The organism is Ornithinibacter aureus (assembly GCF_009858245.1).
Classification (GTDB): domain Bacteria; phylum Actinomycetota; class Actinomycetes; order Actinomycetales; family Dermatophilaceae; genus Fodinibacter; species Fodinibacter aureus.
Map to the genome: position 1 here is coordinate 51,201 of NZ_VMSB01000001.1, position 20,953 is coordinate 72,153.

A 20,953-nucleotide genomic window follows, 5' to 3' on the forward strand; every position below is an offset into this window, starting at 1 on the left:
CTACGAGATCCCGGCGACGGAGAGCGCGTTGCGGTAGAACTCACTGTTCTCGCGCAGCGCGGCAGGGGTGTCGATCGAGGTCATCGTCCCGTGCTCGATGACCATGATGCGGTCGCAGATGTCCAGGGTGGACATCCGGTGGGCGATGATGATGATCGAGACCGACCCGCGCAGGCCCCGCAGGGTCGCGCGGATCAGGGCCTCGCTCTGCCCGTCGAGGGCGGACGTTGGCTCGTCGAGGACGAGGAGCTGCGGCGACCCGGCGAGGGCCCTCGCGATGGACAGTCGCTGCCGCTGCCCGCCCGAGAGCTGGCTCCCGCGTTCGCCGAGGTGGGCGTCGAAGCCCCGGGGGAGGGCCTCGATGTCGGCCAGCACGTTGGCGGCGGTCGCCGCGCGGCGCAGGGCAGCGTCGTCGATGCCCTCACGGAAGAAGCGGATGTTCTCGGCCACGGTGCCGGTGAATAGCAGGGCCTCCTGCGCGACGAAGGCGACCCGGGCGCTCCACCAGACCCGGTCGACCTCGCGCAGGTCCACGCCGGAGGCGGTCAGGGACCCGGACGTGGGTTCGCGCACCCCGAGCACGAGCTGGGCGAGCGTCGACTTGCCCGCGCCGGACGGCCCGATGACCCCGAGGACCTCGCCGGTGTCGATGCGGAAGGACGCTGCGCTGAGCGCGGGCCGGTCGGCCGTGTACGCGAACTCGACCTCGGTGGCCACGAGCGGGGTGACCGACGGTGGCACGCGGTCGCCACCTCCTGCCGGAGCCGCGGCATAGCGCTGCGCGGTGTCGCGGACCCCCTTGAGGAACGGCGCCGCCGCGGTCAGGGTGCCGGATGCCGCGGCGAGCTGCTGGCCGTAGCTGAGCGAGCGGAGCATGAGGAGCATGACGGCCCCGATGACGGCCATGTCGCCGAAGCCCACGAGCGAGAGCACCCCCACGCCCGCGAGCACGGCGGCGTAGGCCATCACCATGTACACCGGGGCCAGGGTCCCGGCGAGGAACTGGACCCGCTGCTGGGTGGCGGCAGCCTCTCGGGACAGGTCGTCGATCGTGCGGGTGAAGCGGTGCTGCACCCCGTACGTCTGCATCTCCAGCCCCAGCGACCCGAGCTCGGACACCGAGTCGGCGAAGTCGAGGTTGGCCCGGGCCGAGGCCGCCGCTCGGGCCCTGATCCGCAGGCGCACGGGCTTGAGGACCGCGCCGACGACCGCCATGGCGACAAGGACGGCGCCGGTGGACAGCGGGTCGAGGAAGAGCCCGGTGCCGAGGAAGGCGACGAGGCTGAGCAGCGCGGTCACGGCGTTGGTCAGGGTCTGGACGGCGTTCGTGACCCGCGTGACGAAGGAGGTGAGCAGCTCCTGCAGCCGGCCGGAGGGCTCGGCCTGCTGGACCGCCCAGCTCGCCTGGAGGTAGGCCCGCGAGAGCACCTGTCGCTGGTCCCGGGTGACGTCGGCGGTCAGCCGCGCCGAGATCGCGACGCCGACGAGGTTGAAGGCCAGGCGGGCGACGAGCACGACCGCGGCCACGGTGAGGGCCACGCCGGTGGAGACCGTCTGGCCGAGGTAGGGGCCGATGGTGGACTCGTCGCCGACGAGGGCCATCGCGATGCCGGTGACGATGACGAGGAACAGGGCCTCGAGGAGCCCGCCGAGGAACGCGACGACGGCCAGCGAGGACATCCGACCCCGGTAGCGGGAGACGAGGTCGCGCATGGCCGACCACCCCCGCAGGGGACCGGATCGCCCGGTGCCGAGGAACCTCATCCGATCACTGCTCGCTTCGCATCCGTGGCTGGAGTCACAGGATAGGGCCCTGTCCAGCAGCCGGGACCGCTTTCTCGGTGAGGTCGGCGACGAGCCGGCGCCACTGCGTCGCGGTCGCCTCCACGGTGAGGTGTGCCGAGCACCGGGCCCGGGCGCGGTCGCCCATGGCGGTGCGCCGACCGGCATCCTCGAGCAGCTCGACCACCCGGTGCGCGAGGTCCTCAGGGCGTCCCGACGGGCAGACGAACCCGGTCTCACCGTCGATGACGACGTCCCGGACCCCGGCGGCGTCGGAGGAGACGACGGGAAGGCCGCTCAGCCCGGCCTCGATGAGTACCCCCGGCATCCCCTCGGTTGCCGCCGCGCTCGTCAGGAGGAGCACGGATGCCGTGCGCAGCAGGTCGGGGACGTCGGTGCGCACCCCGAGCAGCTCGACCCCGAGGGTCCGGGCCCGCTGCGCCAGCCCGGCCCGCAGCGGGCCGTCGCCGACCATCGCCGCCTCGAGGTCCACCCCGCGCGAGCGCAGGTCCGCGATGACGTCGAGGAACAGCCCGGGCTGCTTGCCCGGCTCGAGCTGGCCGACGAAGAGCACGAGCGGCGGCTCGGCGCGCACGTCGCCATCGGTAGGTGGGTGGTACGTGCCGGGGTCGCGCCCGTTCGGGATGACGGACACCTTGGAGCGAGGCACCCCCAGCACCTCGTGCACCTGCTCGGCGATCGATCCCGATACGGCGACGACGCGGGCCGAGCGCCCCGACAGAAAGCGGTAGAGGCGCCGTCGCGAGGGCCTGGCGAGCTCGGCCGAGGACAGGCCCACCTTGTAGTACACGACCCGGGCCCGCCCCGCGGCCGCGACGCAGTACTTGAGCGGCTCACCCCCGTGGGCGACGACGACGTCGGCCCGCTCCTCGCGCACGGCGCGGCGGAGTGCGCGGACCGCCCGCGTGTCAAAGCCGGACCGTCGCAGTCCGCCGGACGGCACACCGAGGCCGAGGTCGGCCCGGAGCGCGGCCGGTGGCCCCTCGAACAGGGTGACGGCGAGGTGACGCTGCTCAGGGTCGGTCGCCAGCGCGTCACGCAGCCGCCCGGCGTACACCTGGGCACCGCGGTCGAGGTCCGCGGGCAGGACGTGCAGGACGGTGACCCGGTCGTCGCGGGCCGCGGCCTCGAGGCCCTTGCGCTGCGCGACCTCCCGGTAGGTCTGCAGGGAGACCGCCGCCACGGCCCTCTGGTCGAAGTGGGCCAGCGCCCGCTCCCGGGCGGCGGCGCCGAGGCGCTCACGAAGCGCGGGGTCCTCGAGCAGCTCGGCGACCACGCTGGCGAGGGCCCGCCCGTCCCCGGGGGGCACCAGGCGCAGGTGGATGCCGTCGTCGCCCACCTCGCGGCACCCCCGGATGTCCGTGAGCACCGTCGGCACGCCGCACGCGGCCGCCTCCATGGCCGCGCGGGAGAAGCCCTCGCGGTAGGAGGCCAGGACGAAAACGTCCAGGGCGCTGTAGACGGCCGGCATGTCGGTGCGCTCGTCGACGAAGCGGATGCCGGTGGTGCGCGCGGTGCCCGCCGCGGCATCCGTGCCGTCCTCCGGGCCGACCCAGACGAAGGTGGCCCGGTCGGCTAGGGCGGAGGTCGCCTCGGCGAATTCCTCGAGGCCCTTCTCCCGGACCCGCCGCCCGATCGTCCCCACGAGGAGCTCGTCGTCCGCGACGCCGAGCTCGGCCCGCACCCGACGGCCCCCCGCCGGGTCTGGGGTGAACCGGACCAGGTCGACGCCGTTGCCCACCACGCGGTGGCGCCCCCGCCGCAGGGCGGGGCGCAGGGTGGCCTCGTCGGCGGCGTTCTGGAACAGCTCGTAGTCGGAGAACCGGGCCGCGATGCCCTCCAGCCCGTACACGAACGCCCGCTTGGCCAGCGAGTCCTCCGGCCTGGCCCAGAGGCCGTGGCACGTGTTGACGACGACGGGAACCCCCGCGAGGCGCCCGGCGATCCGCCCCATGACGCCGGTCTTGGGGTTATGGGTGTGCAGGACGTCGAGGTCGAGCGAGCGGATCGTCGTGAACAGGTCGCGGAAGGCCGCGAGGTCCGAGGCGGGCGCCCATGAACGGGTGAGGGTCCGCACCGGGACGTGGGTGACACCCAGCGCTGCGACTCGCTCGACGTAGGGGCCGGGGGCGCTGATGCCGACGACCTCGTGGCCGGCCTCGACGTCCACGCTCAGCTCGGTGCCGAGCAGCAGGGCCAGGCTCATGTCCACGGTGGTGAGGTGGGCGACCCGGAGCGAGCGGGGCGTCGGTCCCTCGCTGTTCGTCGTCACGGCTCGGAATCCTCTCAGGGTCGGGGGCGGATTCCAACTCCCGTCGTCCAAAGGGGCAGAACTGCTCACCCATTCGTCGGCTAGACTCAGCAATCGACCATCCATTCACCCCACGGCGGCTCCTTATGCTGCCTCAGGGGATTTCGACCCGAGCGGGGACCCGGCATGACCCTTCGTGACTACCTGACGATCGCTCGGCGTCGGTGGCCGATCATCGTTGCGTGCGCCCTGGTCGCCGCTGCCGTGACGTGGTTCCTCACCCCCGCCCAGACCAGCGAGGCGGAGGTGGCGCCTTCCTACACGGCGACTGCGACCCTGCTGGTCGGCTCCGGCGGGCCCACTGAGCTGGTCTCGATCGACCGTCTTGCACTCTTCGTCAAGACCGGCGAGATCCCCACCCGTGCTGCCGAGGTTCTGGGCTTCGACGGGGATCCGGCGGTGTTGGCCTCGCAGGTCACGGTGACGCCGGACCCGGCTGCTGCGGCGCTGACGATCTCGGCCTCGGACGCTGACGGCGCACGTGCGGCCGCCACCGCGAACGCATTTGCCGACGAGACCGTGGCCTTCTTCGAGAAAGACCGTCCCGGCGCGGGTGGTGCCACGGTGTCGGTGCTGCAGGTAGCGACCCCGATCCCGGACGAGATCGGCGGCGGGTTCGTCGTGCCGCCCTCGCGGCTGCTGCGGACGGCGATGGCCGGGTTCATCGGGCTGCTTCTGGGCTTCGCCCTTGCGCTCGTGATCCAGAGGGTCGACTCCCGCCTGCGCACGCGCGACGACGTGCATGCCGCTCTCCGCCTGCCGATCATCGCTGAGGTCCCGCGTCTGAGCCAGGCGCAGAAGCGCAAGGCGAGCATCATGGTTGCGGCCGACCCGCTCGACCCGTACTCGGACGCCCACCGGGCAGCGCGCACCGCCCTCATGCACACCGTGAGTCGGAAAATGACCGATGACTACACAGCGCGACGAGCCGCGAGCGCGGAGCGAGGCGGCACGGCAACCGGTGCACGGCTCATCCTCGTCACCTCGGCGAACGCGTCGGAGGGCAAGACGACCACCGTGGCCAACCTGGCCGCGAGCTTCGCCGAGACGGGGCAGCGCGTCCTGGTCCTCGATGCCGACCTGCGCTCCCCGGACACCCACAGCCTCTTCGACGTTCCCCAGGGCGCGGGGATCTCCGACTTCATCACCGACCCGGGGGACGTCCCGCTGGAGGCGCTGGTCCGGCCGACGAGCGTGCCCGGGGTGAGGATCATCACCGCAGGAACCCGGCTGACTCACCCGGCGTCGCTCGCGAGTCGGATGGGGCACCTGCTCGAGGAGGTCCGTGGGATGGCCGACGTCGTGATCATCGACTCCGCCCCCCTCCTCGCGGCCAGCGACGTCTTCGACGTCCTGCCGATCGTTGACACCGTGCTGCTCGTCGTGCGCAGCGGTCGGCTCACCGATGTCGCCGCGCACCGGGTCGCCGAGCTCCTCGGACGCTTCCAGGTGCCGATCAGCGGCGTCGTGCTCGTTGGTGCCCGTGGCCGGCGCGCTGACGGCTACGGCTACGGCTCCGGGCACGGGTACGGCCACGGAGACACCAAGAAGCGCAAGCGCGAGCGATCCGCTCGTGTCGAGGCGGACCGGTCGCCCCGTTCGACGCGGGCAGATGCCTCGACCCAGTTCGCGGGCTCGAAGGATGGTGCGTGGCCGTTCTCCCCGCAGGCTGATGGCGCGCCCGATGACGCGGCGCTCAGCAGGCGTGCTCGCCGCACCTCCTCGTCCGCGTAACCCTTTTCTCGTGTTCTCCACCTCCGTTCGGCCGTGGGCCGTCGGTCTGACCCTGGCAGGGTTCGTCGGCGCGGGCTTCGCCGTCGTCTGGGCGTGGGCGATCGGCCTGCAGTCCTACAACGTGTGGGGGGCCCTGCTCGTCGCGCCGTTCTTCATTGCCGTGAACGCTCTCCTCATCTGGCGGGTCGCGGTCCGGGAGCCGAGCCCGTGGTTCGGTCGGCTCATCGGGTTCGCCTTCCTCGCCAAAATGGTCGGCACGATGGTGCGCTACTACGTGGCCTATGTCGTCTACGACGGGGCCTCCGACGCGGAGCGCTACAACCTCGCGGCCGCGTTCCAGTACCGGAGCTGGCGGCAGGGAGTCGTGACGTGGGACCTGGAGACCGCTCGCGGTACCCAGTACATGGAGCTGATCACCACGGCCATCTACACCGTGATCGGCCCCACCACGCTGGCGGCGTTCATGGTCTACGGGGCCTTCGCGTTCTGGGGGGCGTACCTGCTGTACCGCGCCTTCCGGATCGCGTTGCCCGACGGTGAGCACCGGCGCTATGCCCTGCTCGTTTTCCTCCTGCCCTCGATGCTGTACTGGCCGTCCTCCATCGGCAAGGAGTCATGGCTGATGCTCTTCGTCGGCGTGACGGCCTTGGGCGCCGCGAAGTTCTTCGCCGGCCAGCACGGCGCGCTGGCGCTGCTCGCGACCGGGGCCGTCGGCACGGCGCTGATCCGGCCGCACATCGCCGTCCTGCTGTTCGCGGCACTGCTCGTCGCTCAGCTGTTCCGGCCGGCCTCGACCCAGGTGACGGGGATCCTGAGCAAGTTCGGCGGCATCCTCGTGATGGGGGCGGCAGCGTGGGTGCTCGCCACCCAGTCGGCCGAGTTCCTCGGGACGGACGACTTCAGCTGGCAGGCCGTGTCGGAATCCCTCGACATGGCGGGGGGCCGAACGACGGTCGGGGGCTCTGAGTTCACGCCCGTCCCGGTCGAGTCCCCACTCGGGTTCCTGGCCGCAGCACTGACCGTGCTCTTTCGGCCCTTCCCATGGGAGGCAGACAACGCCCAGATGCTCGTCCAGAGCCTCGAAGGGCTCTTCCTCCTCGCGCTGACGGTGGCGTCGTGGCCGCGGCTGCGCCGGCTCACCGGCATCCTCAGGCGCAACCCCTACGTGGTGTTCGCCCTCGTCTATCCCATCTCGTTCGTCGTCGCCTTCTCGGGATTCGCCAACTTCGGCATCCTGGCTCGACAGCGGGTGCTCATGCTTCCGTTCTTCCTCGTGCTGCTCGCCCTCCCAGTCGTCCGCCGCCGGACCGACCTCGATGATGAGGGTTTCGGGGGCGAGGAGCCGGAATTTGCGCACCACCGGGAGGTGGCGAGCCTTGGCGAGGTCCGCAGACGCTGAGCGCAGCGACGAGGACGACCGGGGCGCCCTCCCGCCGAGCGGCCCTCGGGCCCGTCTGAAGTCGGGTCTGGCCGGGATCGGGCGTGACTCGCTCGCTCAGGGTGCGACCCTCCTCATCTATCACCGGGTCGGGGGAGGGACCCGCGACGAGCTCGACCTGCCGGTGCCGGCCTTCGCCCGACAGCTCGAACAGCTCGAGAGGCACGACGTGGTGGCTCTCGACACGGCGCTGGACCGCCTCGACTCAGGCGACACCAGGCCCAGCGTGGTCCTCACCTTCGACGACGGCTTCGAGGACGTCCACGCACATGCCTGGCCGCTGCTCAGGGAGCGCGGGCTGCCCTTCACCGTCTACCTGGCCTCCGGGTACGTGTCGCAGCCGATGGTGTGGGAGGGCTCCACGGCCAAGGGGTCCACGGGCAGGGGCATGTCGTGGGCGCAGCTCGCCGAGATGGTCGACTCGGGCCTGTGCACCGTTGGCAACCACACGCACCGTCACGTCCGTCCGGAGGCCCTGACGGAGGAGGAGGTGGACACCTGCACCGCCTCAGTGGAGCGGCACCTGGGGGTGAGGCCGAGGCACTTCACCTACCCGTGGGGCGTGCGTGTCAACGAGATGGAGGCGGCCCTCCGGGAGCGGTTCCGCAGCGCCTCCTCCGGCGAGCTCGGGCGCAACGTGCCCGGCACCGAGCGGGTGCGCCTCAAGCGGGTGCCGGTGCGGCAGAGCGACCCCGAGGCGTTCTTCGCCGCGAAGCTCGTGGGCAACCTGGCCCCGGAGCGCGCTTATGCCGGGATCGTGCGCCTGGCCAAGACGGTCGGCCTGCGTGGCTAGGCACGTCAGGGCGGACCTCGTCAGGCTCGGGCGCGGGCCGGCGGGTGCGCCACTGCGGTGGGGATACACGGCTGTGTCGGAGGTCGAGATCGCTGGTGCGACCGCCTTGGCCCGCCTGCGGCGCCGGCCCTCTTGATCGCCCAGCCAACGCCAGACGCACGGTCTCGACCCTACGGCGCGTCTTCGACGGTCCGGTCACCGTCGCAGATGACTCACGCACCCCCCAGTTGTTCGAGGATCCGGGCATCGCGGTCGTCGTCCTCCCCGTCGACACCGAGTGGCCGCTGGACGGAACGCGGCCCTCGCCGACCGCATTCGCCTCGTCCGGTGGGACGACCGCCTCAAGCGCGTGGACCACAACGACTTCCTCACCCGCCTACGGCATCCACCTGACCGTCTTCGACCGGCAGTTCACCTGCCTGCACGCCCAGCCGGAGTTCAACGCCCCCTACCAGGCCTTCCGGCGCGACGTGGTCGCCGATCGTCCTACCGCGCCCAGAAGTGGGCCTGAGCACGTTTCACTGGACGGGCGTGGGTTCCACGACGGCAGTCAGGACCTGACCAGCTCCGCGTAGGCCCGCTGCTGCACCCCGACCGCGGACCGGATGTCGAACACCGTGCTCCGCTCGCGGGCAGCCTCCGCCATCTCGTCCCGCAGCGGTCGGTCGCGCGCCACCGTCACCAGTGCCCTCGCGAGGGCCTCCGGGTCGTGGGGTGGCAGGAGGATCCCCGTCTTCCCGGTCACCACAGCCTCCGGCACCCCCCCGACGGCGGTCGCGACGACCGGAAGACCGGCCGTCATCGCCTCCATGATCGAGACGGGCAGCCCCTCGTGGGCCGACGCGAGGACAAACAGGTCGGATGCCGCCAGCAGATCAGAGACGTCGGTCCGGTAACCCAAGAGCATGACGCGATCCCCCAGGCCGAGGCTCTCGTGGAGCTCACGAACCTCATCCTCCAGGGGCCCCTGACCCACGGCGAGGACGACCAGACTCGGCTCCTCACGCAGTGCGATCTGGGCGGCGTGCAGCAGGTTGGGGTAGTCCTTCTCGCGACGCAGGTTGGCCACCGTGATGGCCACGACGGCATCCTCCGGGATCCCGAGCTCGCGCCGAACCCGTCCCCGCGTCCCGGCGGGGGGGTGGTCATCGCCCTGCACGATTCCATGCACCAGAACCGCGGACCCTTGCTGGCGCCGGCGCCACATCGACCTGCGCACCTCGAGCGACACCGCCCAGCGGCGGCGGTCCAAGCCGGCCGTCGTGGCATTCAGGAGTCGGGTGGGCAGCGAGAAGTTGCCCCACACGTTGTGCTCCGTCGACACCGTCACTGGCCGTTCGCGGACCGGGATCGTCCGCGCTGCCAGTCGTGCCACGCCGGCGAGGAGCGGGGAGTGTGCGTGGACGATGTCCACATCCCGCATCAGGCGGCGCAGGCGCCACGGCCACCACAGCCGACCCTGCCGGCCGCCCCCGAGCAGGGTGGCGGGCACGCCGCAGGCTGTCAGCCGAGGGACGAGCTGGTCCTTGTCCGAACGAACGTATGCCGCCCGGTAGTCGAACCGGTCATGGTCGGCGACACGAGCCGAGGAGACGAGGAGTTGTTCGGCCCCACCCGGACCCAGTCCCTTGATGAGCCAGAGGACCCGGATCCTTGAGACCGGCGCAACTTCGGAGGGGGACATGAGCCGAGTCTTCCGCATCCTCCATTCCGTATACTCAGCGGTCCGGCCCGCCGTCAGGGCTGCCCGGACGACGCGAGGGGTGGACAACCAGATGTGCGGTGTGGTCGGGCTCCTGACTCACGGAGGCGGTGACCTGGGAGCGGACCTCGACGCGATGTCAGCAGCCGTCGCGCACCGAGGCCCGGACGATGTCGGACGCTGGCTCGACCCGGATGCCGGCGTCGCCCTCGGCCACCGCCGGCTGGCGATCGTCGACCTCTCGGTGGCGGGACACCAGCCCATGACCTCGGCGGACGGCCGCTGGGTCCTCGTGCTGAACGGCGAGATCTACGACCACGCCGACCATCGTCACCGACTGGAGGGCGACGGCGTCGCGTTTCGCGGGCACTCGGACACAGAAGTCCTCGTCGAGCTGATCGCCCGGAGGGGCCCGGAAGCCGCCGTCGCGGCCGTCGACGGGATGTTCGCGCTGGCAGTCTGGGACCGCCGAGACCGCGTCCTCGTTCTCGCCCGGGACCGGGTGGGGGAGAAGCCGTTGTACTACGGCCAGGTGGGCGACGCTTTCGCGTTCGCCTCCGAGCTCGGGGCCGTCCGTCGGCTCTCGCACACGAGCACCAGCCCGGACCTGCAAGCCCTGGCTGACTACCTGCGGTACGGCTTCGTCCCGGCACCGCACTCGATCGTCCCGGGGATCGACAAGCTCCGGGCGGGTTGTGTCGTGCGGGTCACGAGCCCGACGACGTTCTCCGAGCCCGTGCCCTACTGGTCGCTGGCATCGGTGGCCGCCGCCGGTCTCGCCGACCCCCTGGCACTCGACGACCGCGAACTGGTGCAGCTGGCCGACACGGCCCTGCGCGCGTCCGTACGCCGCAGGCTCGAGGCCGACGTGCCAGTCGGGACCTTCCTGTCCGGGGGTGTCGACTCCTCCACGATCGCGGCGCTGGCGCAGGCCGTGAGCACCCAACCGGTGCGCACCTTCACGGTCGCCGTGGGTGGTGAGGGAGACGAGTCGATGACCGCTGCCGGGGTCGCCCGGCACCTGGGCACCGAGCACACCACGCTGCCCTTGGGCGATTTCGACCCGATCGACCTGGCGTCGCGGGCGTCATCCCTCTATGACGAGCCGTTCGCCGACCCCTCGGGCGTGCCGACCGCCCTGCTCTGCGCGGCGGCCCGCCAACACGTGACGGTCTGCCTCAGCGGGGACGGCGCCGACGAGCTGCTCGGGGGGTACAACCGGTATCGGGTGGCGCACGGAGGGCTCTCCCGGCTGCTCGCCCTGCCGGGTCCGCTGCGTCGCGGTGCGTCCCGCGCGCTGACGACGCCCAGCCCGGTCGGCTGGGACCGGCTGGCCCGAGTCCTCCCCGGCCGCACCTCTGCGATCGGCACGAAGGCCCACAAGCTGGCCGGTGTGCTCGCCGCGGACGACCACATGGCCGCCTACGCGGTGCTGGCCACCAGGTGGGACCCCGCGACGCTGATGACGAATCCACCGCCCCCATCAGCGACGGCCGTGCCGGGCCTGGACGCGGCCCTGCCCCTGGACCGGATGCTGTTGGCCGACCAGCAGCGCACCCTGCCCGACGACATGCTTGTCAAGGTGGATCGCGCGAGCATGGCGGTCGCGCTCGAGGTGCGTGTGCCCTTCCTCGATCACCGGTTCGTCGAGCTGACCTGGCGGATGCCGGAGCGCGCCAAGGTGCGCGACGGCCACGGGAAGTGGGTGGTCCGGCAGGTGTTGGGCCAGTACGTGCCCCACGAGCTCTGGGACCGACCGAAGGTGGGCTTCGACCCGCCCGTGGCCGACTGGCTGCGCGGGCCGCTGCGGGAGTGGTCACACGACCTGCTGGCCCCGGACCGGTTGCGACGGCAAGGGCTACTGCGTCCCGAACCGATCGCCCGCGCGCTGGCGGAGCACGACTCGGGCCGTCGCAACCACGACTACGCGCTCTGGACGGTGCTCATGCTGCAGACCTGGCTGGACGGAGCCACACCATGACGCCCCCCGTGCCCACCAAGCCCCTCGACCTCGAGCTGCGTGCGGCCCACCCGGCCGACGAGCCGGCCGTCCTGCGCCTGATGCGGGCCTCGCTGGGCTGGCGCGACGAGGACCCGAACGAGGAGTTCTTCCGCTGGAAGCACCACGAGAACGCCTTCGGGGTGTCTCCCGCATGGGTGGCGGTACACCGGGGCTCGGTGGTCGGGTACCGGACGTTCCTGCGCTGGAGGTTCCTCGACGACGCGGGTCGCGAGGTGCGCGCGGTGAGGGCCGTCGACACGGCGACCGACCCGGCATACCAAGGTCAGGGCATCTTCCGCAGGCTCACCCTTCGTGGGGTGGCCGAGCTGACCCTTGCGGGTGACGGGCTCGTCTTCAATACCCCCAATGACCAGAGCCGTCCGGGATACCTCAAGATGGGCTGGAGCCTGGCCCGGCGGCTCCCGGTGGGGGTGCTGCCCGCAGGGCCCCGGTCGCTCGCGCCGATGATCGCCTCGCGGGTTCCCGCGGACCTGTGGTCTCAGGTGACATCCGCCGGGCTCGACGCCGGGGAGGCCCTTGCCGACGGTGCGGTCGCCGCAGCACTGCTGGAGCACGCGCCCACGACGGGGTTCCGCACGCACCGCACGCCCGAGTACATGGCCTGGCGCACGTCCTTCGCGCCGCTGCAGTACCGACTGCTGCTCGCCTCGCCCCACGACCCTGCCGAGGGTGGCCTCGTCTTCCGGCTCCGTCGGCGTGGGGATGCCGTGGAGGCCGCGGTCATCGAGCAGCTGGTCCCCGACCGCCGCACGGGAATGGCGTTGGTGCGCCGCATGCTCAAGCACACGGGCGCGGACTACGCGATCGGCTTGAGGACCGGGCCCTCGGCAGGGCTCCTCCCGCTGCCGGGCCAGGGGCCGCTGCTGACGACGCGGCCGCTCGCGGCCTCCCCTCCGTCACCCCGGGACTGGACCCTCACCCTCGGGGACGTCGAGCTCTTCTGAGCGAGTGGCGAAGGCACACCCGATGGTGAGCCCTGCGGCAAGGACGACGACCGAGTACTCGAGCAGGTGGTCGCTGAGCGAGTGCACGAGGAGCGCCGTCCAGGCGGCAGCCCCGACGACCGCCCAGGGTGCCCCGCCCCGCGCCGCCCAGAGCAGACCGCCGAGGACGATCAGGCCGAAGAGGGCGGCGCCGACCAGGCCTGTCTCGGCGCCGATCTGGAGCAGCGAGGAGTGGGCGGATGCCGTGTCGGGGTCGCCACCCAGGGTGCTGAACTCCTCCAGCGAGCCGGGTCCGCCACCGCTGACCGGGTGGGTTGCCCACAGCGACAGCGCGTCGCTCCACAGGGACTGCCGGGCCGGGTCCAGAGCATCCATGACCCTCGGTGGCCACTGGTCCCGAGCAGCGAGGTGGACGACCGCCCCTGCAGACACGACGATCGACACCGATCCCACGAGAACGGCCCACCCGGCGCGAGCCGCCGGCCGCCAGAGCATGAGGGCGATCGCCGCGAGCAGGGGTACGGCCACGACAAATGCGGCCTTCGAGGCGTTCGCCGCGATGACCGCGAGAGCACCCGCCACCGTGAACCAGAGGATGACGCGTCGCAAACGGTCGGACCCGAGCATCGCCAACCCTGCGAGGGCGATCACCTGCACGGCCACGGCGGCGTTCGCGTTCGCGTAGGCGGTGGGCCGTTTCGCGGGGCCGTCGGTCCAGATCACGCCCAGGAACAGCACGGTCGTCACGACGACGAGGCCGGCCACGACGACGTTCCTTTCCAGGCGGGTTGCCACGAGGTGGCCAAGCGCCACCCCGGCGGCCAGGACGACTGGCGAGAGGACGTACGGGGAGGTGAGCGACGGCATCCGGTCGGCGAGGAGAGCGGCGACCCACGCCCACACCACCCAGAGGGCCAGAAGGGCCAGGGCTGCACGCTCCGGCCACCCAGCCCTGTCGAGGAGCCTTCGCATCGGCTACGCCTGGTACTCGGGCAGGGTCCGGAACCAGTCGAGGGTCTGCTCCAGGCCCTCGCGCAGGGGCACGGGCTCGACGTCGGGGAAGTGGTGGAGGAGCCGTGCGTTGTCGGCCTGTGAGTCGCGAACGTCTCCCGCACGCGGTGCCACGTGATCGACCGCCGGCCGGTGCCCGAGGAGGTCGGCGAGCTGGCCGACGAGGGCGTTGAGCGAGGTCCGGGTACCGAAGGCGAGGTTCACCGGCTCCAGGTCGGTGACCGTGCGGGTCACGGCGTCGGCGAGGATGCGGGTGACCGTGCCCACGTAGGTGAAGTCGCGGGTCTGCTCGCCGTCACCGTGGATCGTGAGGGGCTCCCCACGCAGGGCGGCGTCGACAAATGCCGGGACCACGGCTGCATAGGCGTGGCCGGCGGCCTGGAGCGGGCCGTAGACGTTGAAGAACCGGAAGGCCAGCGTGGGCAGTCCGTAGGTGTGGCCGAACGACATGGCGTAGGCCTCGGTGGCCTGCTTGCTCACCGCGTAGGGGGAGATGGGCGCCGTGCGCATGCCCTCGCGCTTGGGCAGTTCGCGGTTTGCCCCATACACCGATGACGACGACGCGACGACCACCTGGATGCCGCCTGCCCGGCGGGCGGCTTGGAGCACCTCGAGGGTGCCGGTCGCGTTGGCGTGGTGCGAGGCGACCGGGTCGATGACCGACCGGGGGACGGAGGGGAGGGCGGCAAGGTGCACCACGGCATCAGCTGCTTGGCAGGCCGTGTCCAACGCTTCGCGGTCGAGGATGGAGCCCTCGATGAGCCGTACGCCGGTGCCGTCGAGGTTCACGCGGGAGCCGGTGGAGAGGTCATCGAGCGCGACCACCTCCATGACCTCCGGCCGCCGCAACAGCTCACGACCGAGGTTCGACCCGATGAAACCGGCTCCGCCGGTGATGATGACCTTCATGCTCGCTTCCACCATGCGGTCCAAGGGCGTGAAGCGTCAGAATGCCGCACGCAGCAAAACTGCACCCAGCAGGTACCCGGCGTCGGTCGCTCGCGACCACGCGAGTGGTTGAGCCGTGGGGCACCGGATGCACTCCATGGAGCCAAGACGGCTCCTGACTACTCCGTCGGTGTGGTCTGCGTCGGTGTCGTCTCCGTCGGTGCGGTCTCCGTCGGTGTCGTCTCCGTCGGTGCGGTCTCCGTCGGTGCGGTCTCCGTCGGAGCGGTCTCCGTCGGAGCGGTCTCCGTCGGAGCGGTCTCCGTCGGTGTCGTCTCCGTCGGTGTCGTCTCCGTCGGTGTCGTCTCCGTCGGTGCGGTCTCCGTCGGTGCGGTCTCGCTGGTGGACCGCGCGGACCTAGCACCCGGCGCGCCCGCGCAGAAGTTGCCTCCGGTGGATCCACCGGGGACCTGGGCGAATCCCGTGTTGGTGCCGTCGCTGAACGTGATGGTGAAGGCAGGGTAGGTCGCATTCGAGCAGTTGTTGGGCGTCGTGCTTCCCCTCACCCTGAACGACGCCGTCGCACCGGCTGCGACCGTGCCGCCGCCGCTGAAACTGACAGCAGCACTTGCCGAGGGGGTAAGGGTGAAGTTGAACGTCGCGTTGACGGGGACGCCTCCGGCGTTCGTGAACGTCACGACCACCCAGTAGAAGTTGGGCCCTTGGTTGCAGCACTTGTGCACTTCGACGCTACCGAAGCAGAGGCTGCCCACGCAGAAGCGGCTGGCTGCGGCAGCATGGGTGGGGGCCGCGGCCACGACCACAGGGATGCTCCAGGCGATGCCCTTGGCCAAGGTGCGGCGGCTCGCGGTGCGGTTGGATTCGGTCATGATGTCCCTTTGTCTGGCCTGCGGTTTCGTGGAGCAATCGAAGCCTAGGGTACATGCCCGGGCGCAGCAAGGCGCCGCAGGGCGTGCCGAGGAGGGTGCATCCCAACAACCGGGCGCTGGTGAGGATGTTACGGCGGGGGGGCCGATGTGCGAAGGCCTGCGGCGGATACTCTCTCCCCGTGAAGACGATCATCATGCCCAGATACGTGGGCACACGCTTCACGCACGCTGTCCTGCAGGTGCTGGCTTCGGACCACGGCATCGACCTGCTGCACATCAAGGGCCCCGCGGTCGACGACCGCCTGCTGGCGGTGGGACCGCCGGGTGATCCCCCGTCCTCGACGCCGAGGCCGATTCCTCGCCAGAGCGTCGACGCCGATGTCCTCGTGCGACCGGCGCACGTAGCGCGGCTGTTCGAGGTGATGCACCGACACGGATGGGTGACGGCGTACGACTTCGCGGACGGGTCGGCCTTCGAGCACGCGGCCACGTTCACCCACCCGTTCCTGTCACCGGCAGACGTGCACCGGCAGTTCCCCGGTATCGAGGCCGACGCGTCGACGGCGTTCGAGCGGTTGTGGCGCGAGCGACGGACGGCCCTCGTCGCCGGCATCCCGTGCCTCGTGCCGTCGTTGACGGCGCAGCGCCTGCTCCTCATCGTCCATGCGGCACGAGGAGGCGCGCTCCAGCACTCGGACATCCTGCGCAGCTGGACCGAGGCCACGGAGGAAGCGCGCGATGAGGTCCAGCACCTGGCGCGCGCGCTCGGCGCCGAGGTGGCGTTGGCCGCAGGGACCGGGCGGCTGGACGAGTACGAAGGACGTCGTGGGTACGAATTGTGGCGGGCACTCTCCACCGGGGAGCGGTCCCGCGTACGCCTCTGGCTGGCCCGAGTGAAGTCCGAACCGACGACGAGTACCAAGCTGCGCAGAGCGGTGCGCCTCGTCCTTCCCAACCGACGTAGAATGCACACGGTTCTGGGGCGTCGTCCCACGCTCGCGGAGGTGGCGGGCGCGTACGCGACGCGTGCTCGGGCGGGTCTCAACGAGATGGCGCGCCTGGTCCGGTCGGGGCGAACCGAGCCCGGACAACGCCGATGACCTCCTACCGCATGCCACCGCGGGTCGCGTACGTGGTTCCGGACGACGAGCCCGACCCTCCAGCGACCGTGTTCCTGATGCAGGTCCCCGATGGGACCCCTCGAGTGCTGCAGAACTCGGCGGCGTGGATCTGGCTGGTTGCCGTGGAGGGCGAGCCCGATGTGGCGGCCTCCGTCGCGCACCTCGCGGGACGGGTCCAGGAGGAGGTGGCTCCCGACGTCGAGGCCTTCCTCGAAGAGCTCGTCGGGATGGGGCTCTTGGAGGAGTCGGCGCCGCGGCGCTGAGCGTGGCCGCAACACCGCCCGCAGGACATGGCCGGGTCCGGGGATCGCGGGGTCGGCCGAGGGCATTCGGCCGTAAGGCCCGCTACTGAACTGCGTCCAGCACTCCTCGGCGAACGAGCTCAGCCACTGCGGCCTCCGTCGCCTCCAGGGCTGAGCACCCTGCCGGCGCGCCAAATCGCCTCTCCAGCTCGCCCGCGAGTCGACTCACCTCGACGGCGTGTGCCGTGAGGGAGTAGACGGCCGCGCTGAGCTCACTGAGACGAAGGACGGTTCCCTCGATGAGCACCGCGGTCTCGCCGTCGCGCGTGAGGACGTCGGTCGCGTCACGTCGCTGTACCTTCACACCCCACCTCCAATGAGGCGCGCGAGCCCATCCTCGAAGTCCGGGGCCTCGGAGTACCGGACCCGGAGCACCGGCCCACCTCGGTCGAGCAGGTCGGCCAGACGGTGCACGGGCCCTTCCAGGCGGGGGAGAGAGGACGTCTCTTCGACCACGGCGAACACCGCGTCCATGACGGAGAGTTCTTCCATATCGGCGGATCCGCCTACGGTGTCGCGGACGAGGACGACCATGCCCGCCTCGTCGACTCCCACCGTCTCGTCGGTGAGGTCACCGAACCGCCGTCCGAGTAGCCGGCTCAGGGTCGTCTTGCCGGTGCCCCCGGGAGCGACGTAGACGAGGCTGGCCCCGGCGCACCTCACCTCGACGACCGCGCCGAGGCCGTGCAGCCGGAGAGCGGGGGTCATCGGGCCTGGCCTAAAGGTCGTGGTTCGGGCCGGTGCTCGCCGGGGCGAGCCTCACGGACGGGTCTGCGGGTCTCACCCTATCGACCCGTGCTGCTGGGAGCCGGGGACCGGCCCCGCTAGCCTGATCGTCGTGAGACCTCGCTCGCCGGTCCCCGACGGCCCCCTGCGCGTGCTCTTCGTCTGCACCGCGAACATCTCGCGTTCCCCGTACGCCGAGCGCCAGGCTGCCCTCCTCTCGGCCACGGCATCAACCGACCAACTGCGGACGGCCAGCGCGGGTGTTCCGGGCTTCCCGGGCCGCGGCATGGACCCCGCCATGGCGGAGGAGCTGCGGGCCCGTGGTGGTGACCCGTTGGGGCACGTCAGCCGCTGCCTGACCCGCGAGATCCTCGACGGCGCGGACGTCGTGCTCACCTTCGAGTTCGCTCAGCGGATCCGTATCGTCGAGAGGTGGCCCGACCAGGCGATCAAGGTGTTTGGTCTGCACCAATTCACCGAGGCGCTCGGCCGGGTCGGGTCGCAGGCCCGGGGCCTGGCCCTGCTCGACGAGGTCTACGGCACCGCCCGCCCCGACGGCATCAACCACGACGTCGCGGACCCCTACCGGCGCGGCGCCGCAGCCGCCCGGGTGTGCGCCGACGAGGTCGACGCGGCGCTCGCGGTCATCGTCCCGGCGCTCACCGCTCCGGCGCCGGCCGCGCGCTGAGCCCGCCCGGCCGCGCTCACAGGTTTGCGCGCTTCGACCCACCGTTCACTCCGCGGTTCCTCCGCCACAACGAGGTCATCCAGGACGTCGAGCAGCCGCCACGCTGATCCGCGGCGGCGGTGGCCGTCGGCAGGGTGTGGCGCTCGGCCGCCGGAGCGGCGACGATGGACCATGGCCGCCGTGTCCCCTCTCCCGCTGCGTGGTGAGGTGGTGCTCGACGCCCGCGGCGCCGGGCGGGCGATGCGGCTCTCGTGGCACCCCGAGCACGATGTGGTCGTCCTGTCGGTGTGGCGCGGCACCACGTGTGCCGCCACCATCCAGGTCGCCGCCGACGAGGTGCCGCACCTGGTCGACGTGCTGGTTCGGGGCCTCCCGGCAGACTGCTCGGATGGACCGGTCGACTGCTCCCATCCAGGTCGTGTCCGACACCGTCGACCCGGCCGCCCTCGTGCGGTTCTGGGCCGAGGCGCTGCCCCACGCGGCTACGCGGTGCCGGCGCCGCCCGGCGGCTTCCCGACTGGCCGGCCTTCCTCGCGGCCCAGGGGGTGCCCGAGGAGCACTGGAACGACGCATCGACGCTCGAGGCCGAGGGCCAGCCGCACCTCTTCTTCCAGCGGGTGCCCGAGCCCCAGGCCGGCAAGAACCGGGTGCACGTCGACCTGGTCGCCGTTTCCTCCTCGGCGACCGTGTCGGCATGTCCATCGTGCATCCCGGCAACCCGAACGCGCTCGGGATCACCGTCGGGTGCATCCGGATCGGGCGCCGGATCAAGGTGTGCCAGGAGTGCGGCTGGCTGTACTGCAGGTCGTCATCAAGGGCACGTTCTGACGTTTGCGGATTGGGTCGGGCTCAGGTCGCGATGAGGTAGGTCTGTGACGGGCGCAGGGCGGCCAGGGCTCGGTCGAAGGTGGCGAGGCGGGCGCCCTCGGACGCGGCGAGCGCGGCCAGGTAGACGTCGGTGACCTGCCGGTGGCCGCGGACGTCACCGAGGTCGACGTCGACGTACGAGAGCCGACCGGGCCAGAACCGAGCGCGGGGTGCGCGCGGACGTTACGCAGCACCGCGGCCGCCGTGTCACCGGTCTCGCCGAGTCGCAGCAGGAAGCGAACGAGGGCGCCTTCGACGACCGGGCAGATGGCGAAGCGCTCGGTTCCCGCGAGCCAGGTGGCCGCCGCATCGTGGTGCTCGTGCTCGATGACGGTCAGTGCGATGAGGGTGTTGGCGTCAAGCAGGAACGTCGTCACTGCTCGTCCACGGCATCCGCGACGTCGGAATCCGTGATCCGACGGCCGACGGACAGCGTGGGCAGCCCGGTGCGTTCGTCGGTGGCGAGCAGGACGGGGGTGTCGAACTGCGCGAGGCCGCGCACCGTGAGATCGGCAATGACCGACGAGAGCGACTGGCCCCGCTCCTTCGCCAGCTCGCGGGCGCGGCGGTGAACCGCGGGGGGGAGGTCGACGGTCGTGCGCATTCCTGCATCATAGGTGATGCGCGTCTTGATGCTCTCCGCCGTATCGGAACTGGTACGCACGAGGGCCCCGGCCGTGGCCGGGCCCACTTCAAGCACTCGTCGAACGACGGGTCACTTCTTCTTCGGCGGAACCGTGCAGGTCGCCATCGCCGGGTTGCCCGCCGCGTCGGTGGCGGTGAGCAGCGCGTCGCCCTTGAGGGTGATCTGCCAGGCCACGGCGCCGGAGAACGGAACGGCCGACGGGGTGGAAACCGGCGCCTGGGTCAGCTTGACGTACGTGCCGGGCGCGTAGGGCTCGAAGCTGGCCGAGGGAACCGTGTCGGAGACCGTCACCATGACGCCGGGCAGGTTGTCGGGCGCCACGAGCTGGTAGAGGCCGGACTTCTTGTCGCCTGGCACCACGCTGCCGTCCGGGTTGACACCAGTGCCGCAGGCGACGGTGATCGCCTCGTCGAGCACGACGTCCTCGCCACTGGGCACCGCCTGGGGCAGCGCCGGGTCGAAGGCGATGCTCAGCCCGGTGTCGCACACGAGGTTCGCCCTGACCTCGGCGGGCAGGTTCTGCAGGCCGGCGAGGATCGCGGCGCCGAGCCCTCCGCCGGGGATGCCGGAGACGAAGGTACCGCTGGTCGCAGCGGTGATCCGCGTCGCCTGACCGGTGACGTCGAGCCCGTTGGCTCCGACACGCCGCCGTCACCGATCTCCCACAGCGCGTTGAGCTGGGCCTCGGGCTCGTCTCCGCCGTCGCAGAGGGTGATACCGTCGACCGCAGCCTGCGCGACGGCGTCACTGGCCGTGAGGTCCTGGAGCACATCGAAGGGATCTTCCGGTGGGTCGCAGTACTGCGCGACGGCGAACTGCGCGCCGGGCTGAGCGGCCTTGACGGTGGAGATGATGTTGCCCATCTCCGCCTTGGCGCTGGCGATCGGCGCGATCATGCTTCCGGCGTGGTCCACGAGCAGGACGATGTCCGGCTTCGGTGGGATCTCCGGGGTGGTGATGATCTTTGTGACGTGCCCTCGATCCTTGAGGATCGCTCGTGGTGGCGCCCGGATGGCAAGAACCTGTGCCACGGGTGAACCTTTCCACGGTAGGACCGCGACCCGGGAGC

At 71.2% G+C, this 20,953-nt stretch carries 21 protein-coding genes; 10 read left to right on the top strand and 11 right to left on the bottom strand.

Features of this window, described 5'->3' with window-relative positions; translation table 11 throughout:
• Together C8E84_RS00265 and C8E84_RS00270 are read right to left on the bottom strand one after the other, a co-directional pair.
• Positions 1 to 1,764, bottom strand: coding sequence for an ABC transporter ATP-binding protein (locus C8E84_RS00265; RefSeq protein WP_159898482.1), 1,764 nt, complete (start codon positions 1,762 to 1,764; stop codon positions 1 to 3).
• 34 nt (positions 1,765 to 1,798) lie between these two features.
• Positions 1,799 to 4,075 (bottom strand): glycosyltransferase, encoded by a 2,277-nt coding sequence (locus tag C8E84_RS00270; protein WP_246196693.1) that lies wholly within the window; start codon positions 4,073 to 4,075, stop codon positions 1,799 to 1,801.
• Positions 4,076 to 4,240: 165 nt separating this feature from the next.
• Between C8E84_RS00270 and C8E84_RS00275 the strand changes: the two genes are divergently transcribed.
• The 4 genes from C8E84_RS00275 (at position 4,241) to C8E84_RS00290 (ending at position 8,654) form a co-directional block, all read left to right on the top strand.
• Positions 4,241 to 5,848, top strand: coding sequence for a CpsD/CapB family tyrosine-protein kinase (locus tag C8E84_RS00275; RefSeq protein ID WP_159898483.1), 1,608 nt, complete (start codon positions 4,241 to 4,243; stop codon positions 5,846 to 5,848).
• A 10-nt stretch (positions 5,849 to 5,858) separates the two neighbouring features.
• A complete protein-coding gene (locus tag C8E84_RS00280) occupies positions 5,859 to 7,247 on the top strand; it encodes a hypothetical protein (protein ID WP_211675314.1) in 1,389 nt (462 codons plus the stop codon).
• Positions 7,225 to 8,079, top strand: coding sequence for a polysaccharide deacetylase family protein (locus C8E84_RS00285; RefSeq protein ID WP_246196694.1), 855 nt, complete (start codon positions 7,225 to 7,227; stop codon positions 8,077 to 8,079). The genes C8E84_RS00280 and C8E84_RS00285 overlap by 23 nt, the downstream gene beginning before the upstream one ends.
• A 227-nt stretch (positions 8,080 to 8,306) precedes the next feature.
• On the top strand, positions 8,307 to 8,654 hold the full coding sequence (locus C8E84_RS00290) for a hypothetical protein (RefSeq protein ID WP_159898485.1): 348 nt from the start codon (positions 8,307 to 8,309) through the stop codon (positions 8,652 to 8,654).
• On the opposite strand, the gene C8E84_RS00295 is transcribed toward C8E84_RS00290, so the two are convergent.
• Positions 8,630 to 9,763 (bottom strand): glycosyltransferase, encoded by a 1,134-nt coding sequence (locus C8E84_RS00295; protein WP_159898486.1) that lies wholly within the window; start codon positions 9,761 to 9,763, stop codon positions 8,630 to 8,632. The two genes, C8E84_RS00290 and C8E84_RS00295, sit on opposite strands and share 25 nt — an antisense overlap.
• 79 nt (positions 9,764 to 9,842) lie before the next feature.
• Between C8E84_RS00295 and asnB the strand changes: the two genes are divergently transcribed.
• Together asnB and C8E84_RS00305 are read left to right on the top strand one after the other, a co-directional pair.
• Positions 9,843 to 11,762: an asparagine synthase (glutamine-hydrolyzing) gene (gene asnB / locus C8E84_RS00300; RefSeq protein ID WP_211675316.1), complete on the top strand. Its 1,920-nt coding sequence runs from the start codon at positions 9,843 to 9,845 to the stop codon at positions 11,760 to 11,762.
• The gene (locus C8E84_RS00305; protein ID WP_159898487.1) at positions 11,759 to 12,748 is read left to right on the top strand and encodes a GNAT family N-acetyltransferase; all 990 of its coding nucleotides are present in this window, start codon (positions 11,759 to 11,761) and stop codon (positions 12,746 to 12,748) included. Before asnB ends, C8E84_RS00305 begins: the two co-directional genes overlap by 4 nt.
• Here C8E84_RS00305 and C8E84_RS00310 read toward each other — a convergent pair.
• The 3 genes from C8E84_RS00310 to C8E84_RS17950 form a co-directional block, all read right to left on the bottom strand.
• On the bottom strand, positions 12,701 to 13,720 hold the full coding sequence (locus C8E84_RS00310) for an O-antigen ligase family protein (protein WP_159898488.1): 1,020 nt from the start codon (positions 13,718 to 13,720) through the stop codon (positions 12,701 to 12,703). The two genes, C8E84_RS00305 and C8E84_RS00310, sit on opposite strands and share 48 nt — an antisense overlap.
• Positions 13,721 to 13,723: 3 nt before the next feature.
• Entirely contained in the window at positions 13,724 to 14,668 is a 945-nt protein-coding gene (locus C8E84_RS00315) for an NAD-dependent epimerase/dehydratase family protein (RefSeq protein ID WP_159898489.1), read from the bottom strand.
• A 158-nt stretch (positions 14,669 to 14,826) separates the two neighbouring features.
• Positions 14,827 to 15,534: a hypothetical protein gene (locus C8E84_RS17950; protein ID WP_246196695.1), complete on the bottom strand. Its 708-nt coding sequence runs from the start codon at positions 15,532 to 15,534 to the stop codon at positions 14,827 to 14,829.
• Positions 15,535 to 15,713: 179 nt separating this feature from the next.
• On the opposite strand from C8E84_RS17950, the gene C8E84_RS00325 reads away from it, so the two are divergent.
• Both C8E84_RS00325 and C8E84_RS00330 read left to right on the top strand, forming a co-directional pair.
• Complete coding sequence (locus tag C8E84_RS00325; RefSeq protein ID WP_246196696.1) at positions 15,714 to 16,634, top strand: nucleotidyltransferase family protein; 921 nt, start codon at positions 15,714 to 15,716, stop codon at positions 16,632 to 16,634.
• A 77-nt stretch (positions 16,635 to 16,711) separates the two neighbouring features.
• Positions 16,712 to 16,918 carry a PqqD family peptide modification chaperone gene (locus tag C8E84_RS00330; protein ID WP_159898490.1) on the top strand — a complete coding sequence of 69 codons (207 nt, stop codon included), beginning with the start codon at positions 16,712 to 16,714 and terminating at the stop codon, positions 16,916 to 16,918.
• Positions 16,919 to 17,000: 82 nt separating this feature from the next.
• Here the strand turns inward: C8E84_RS00330 and C8E84_RS00335 are convergent, their stop codons facing one another.
• Together C8E84_RS00335 and C8E84_RS00340 are read right to left on the bottom strand one after the other, a co-directional pair.
• On the bottom strand, positions 17,001 to 17,261 hold the full coding sequence (locus tag C8E84_RS00335) for a hypothetical protein (protein WP_159898491.1): 261 nt from the start codon (positions 17,259 to 17,261) through the stop codon (positions 17,001 to 17,003).
• A complete protein-coding gene (locus tag C8E84_RS00340) occupies positions 17,258 to 17,665 on the bottom strand; it encodes a hypothetical protein (protein WP_159898492.1) in 408 nt (135 codons plus the stop codon). The genes C8E84_RS00335 and C8E84_RS00340 overlap by 4 nt, the downstream gene beginning before the upstream one ends.
• 130 nt (positions 17,666 to 17,795) lie before the next feature.
• Here C8E84_RS00340 and C8E84_RS00345 point away from each other — a divergent pair, with 130 nt between their 5' ends.
• A complete protein-coding gene (locus C8E84_RS00345; protein ID WP_246196697.1) occupies positions 17,796 to 18,371 on the top strand; it encodes an arsenate reductase/protein-tyrosine-phosphatase family protein in 576 nt (191 codons plus the stop codon).
• A gap of 302 nt (positions 18,372 to 18,673) precedes the next feature.
• Entirely contained in the window at positions 18,674 to 19,234 is a 561-nt protein-coding gene (locus tag C8E84_RS18290; protein WP_281348960.1) for a VOC family protein, read from the top strand.
• 377 nt (positions 19,235 to 19,611) lie between these two features.
• Here the strand turns inward: C8E84_RS18290 and C8E84_RS00355 are convergent, their stop codons facing one another.
• From C8E84_RS00355 to C8E84_RS00365, 3 genes are all read right to left on the bottom strand, one after another.
• Positions 19,612 to 19,842, bottom strand: coding sequence for a hypothetical protein (locus C8E84_RS00355; protein ID WP_159898493.1), 231 nt, complete (start codon positions 19,840 to 19,842; stop codon positions 19,612 to 19,614).
• Between the two features lie 111 nt (positions 19,843 to 19,953).
• A complete protein-coding gene (locus C8E84_RS00360) occupies positions 19,954 to 20,373 on the bottom strand; it encodes a hypothetical protein (protein WP_159898494.1) in 420 nt (139 codons plus the stop codon).
• Complete coding sequence (locus C8E84_RS00365; RefSeq protein WP_159898495.1) at positions 20,355 to 20,915, bottom strand: vWA domain-containing protein; 561 nt, start codon at positions 20,913 to 20,915, stop codon at positions 20,355 to 20,357. The genes C8E84_RS00360 and C8E84_RS00365 overlap by 19 nt, the downstream gene beginning before the upstream one ends.
• Positions 20,916 to 20,953: the final 38 nt, after the last annotated feature.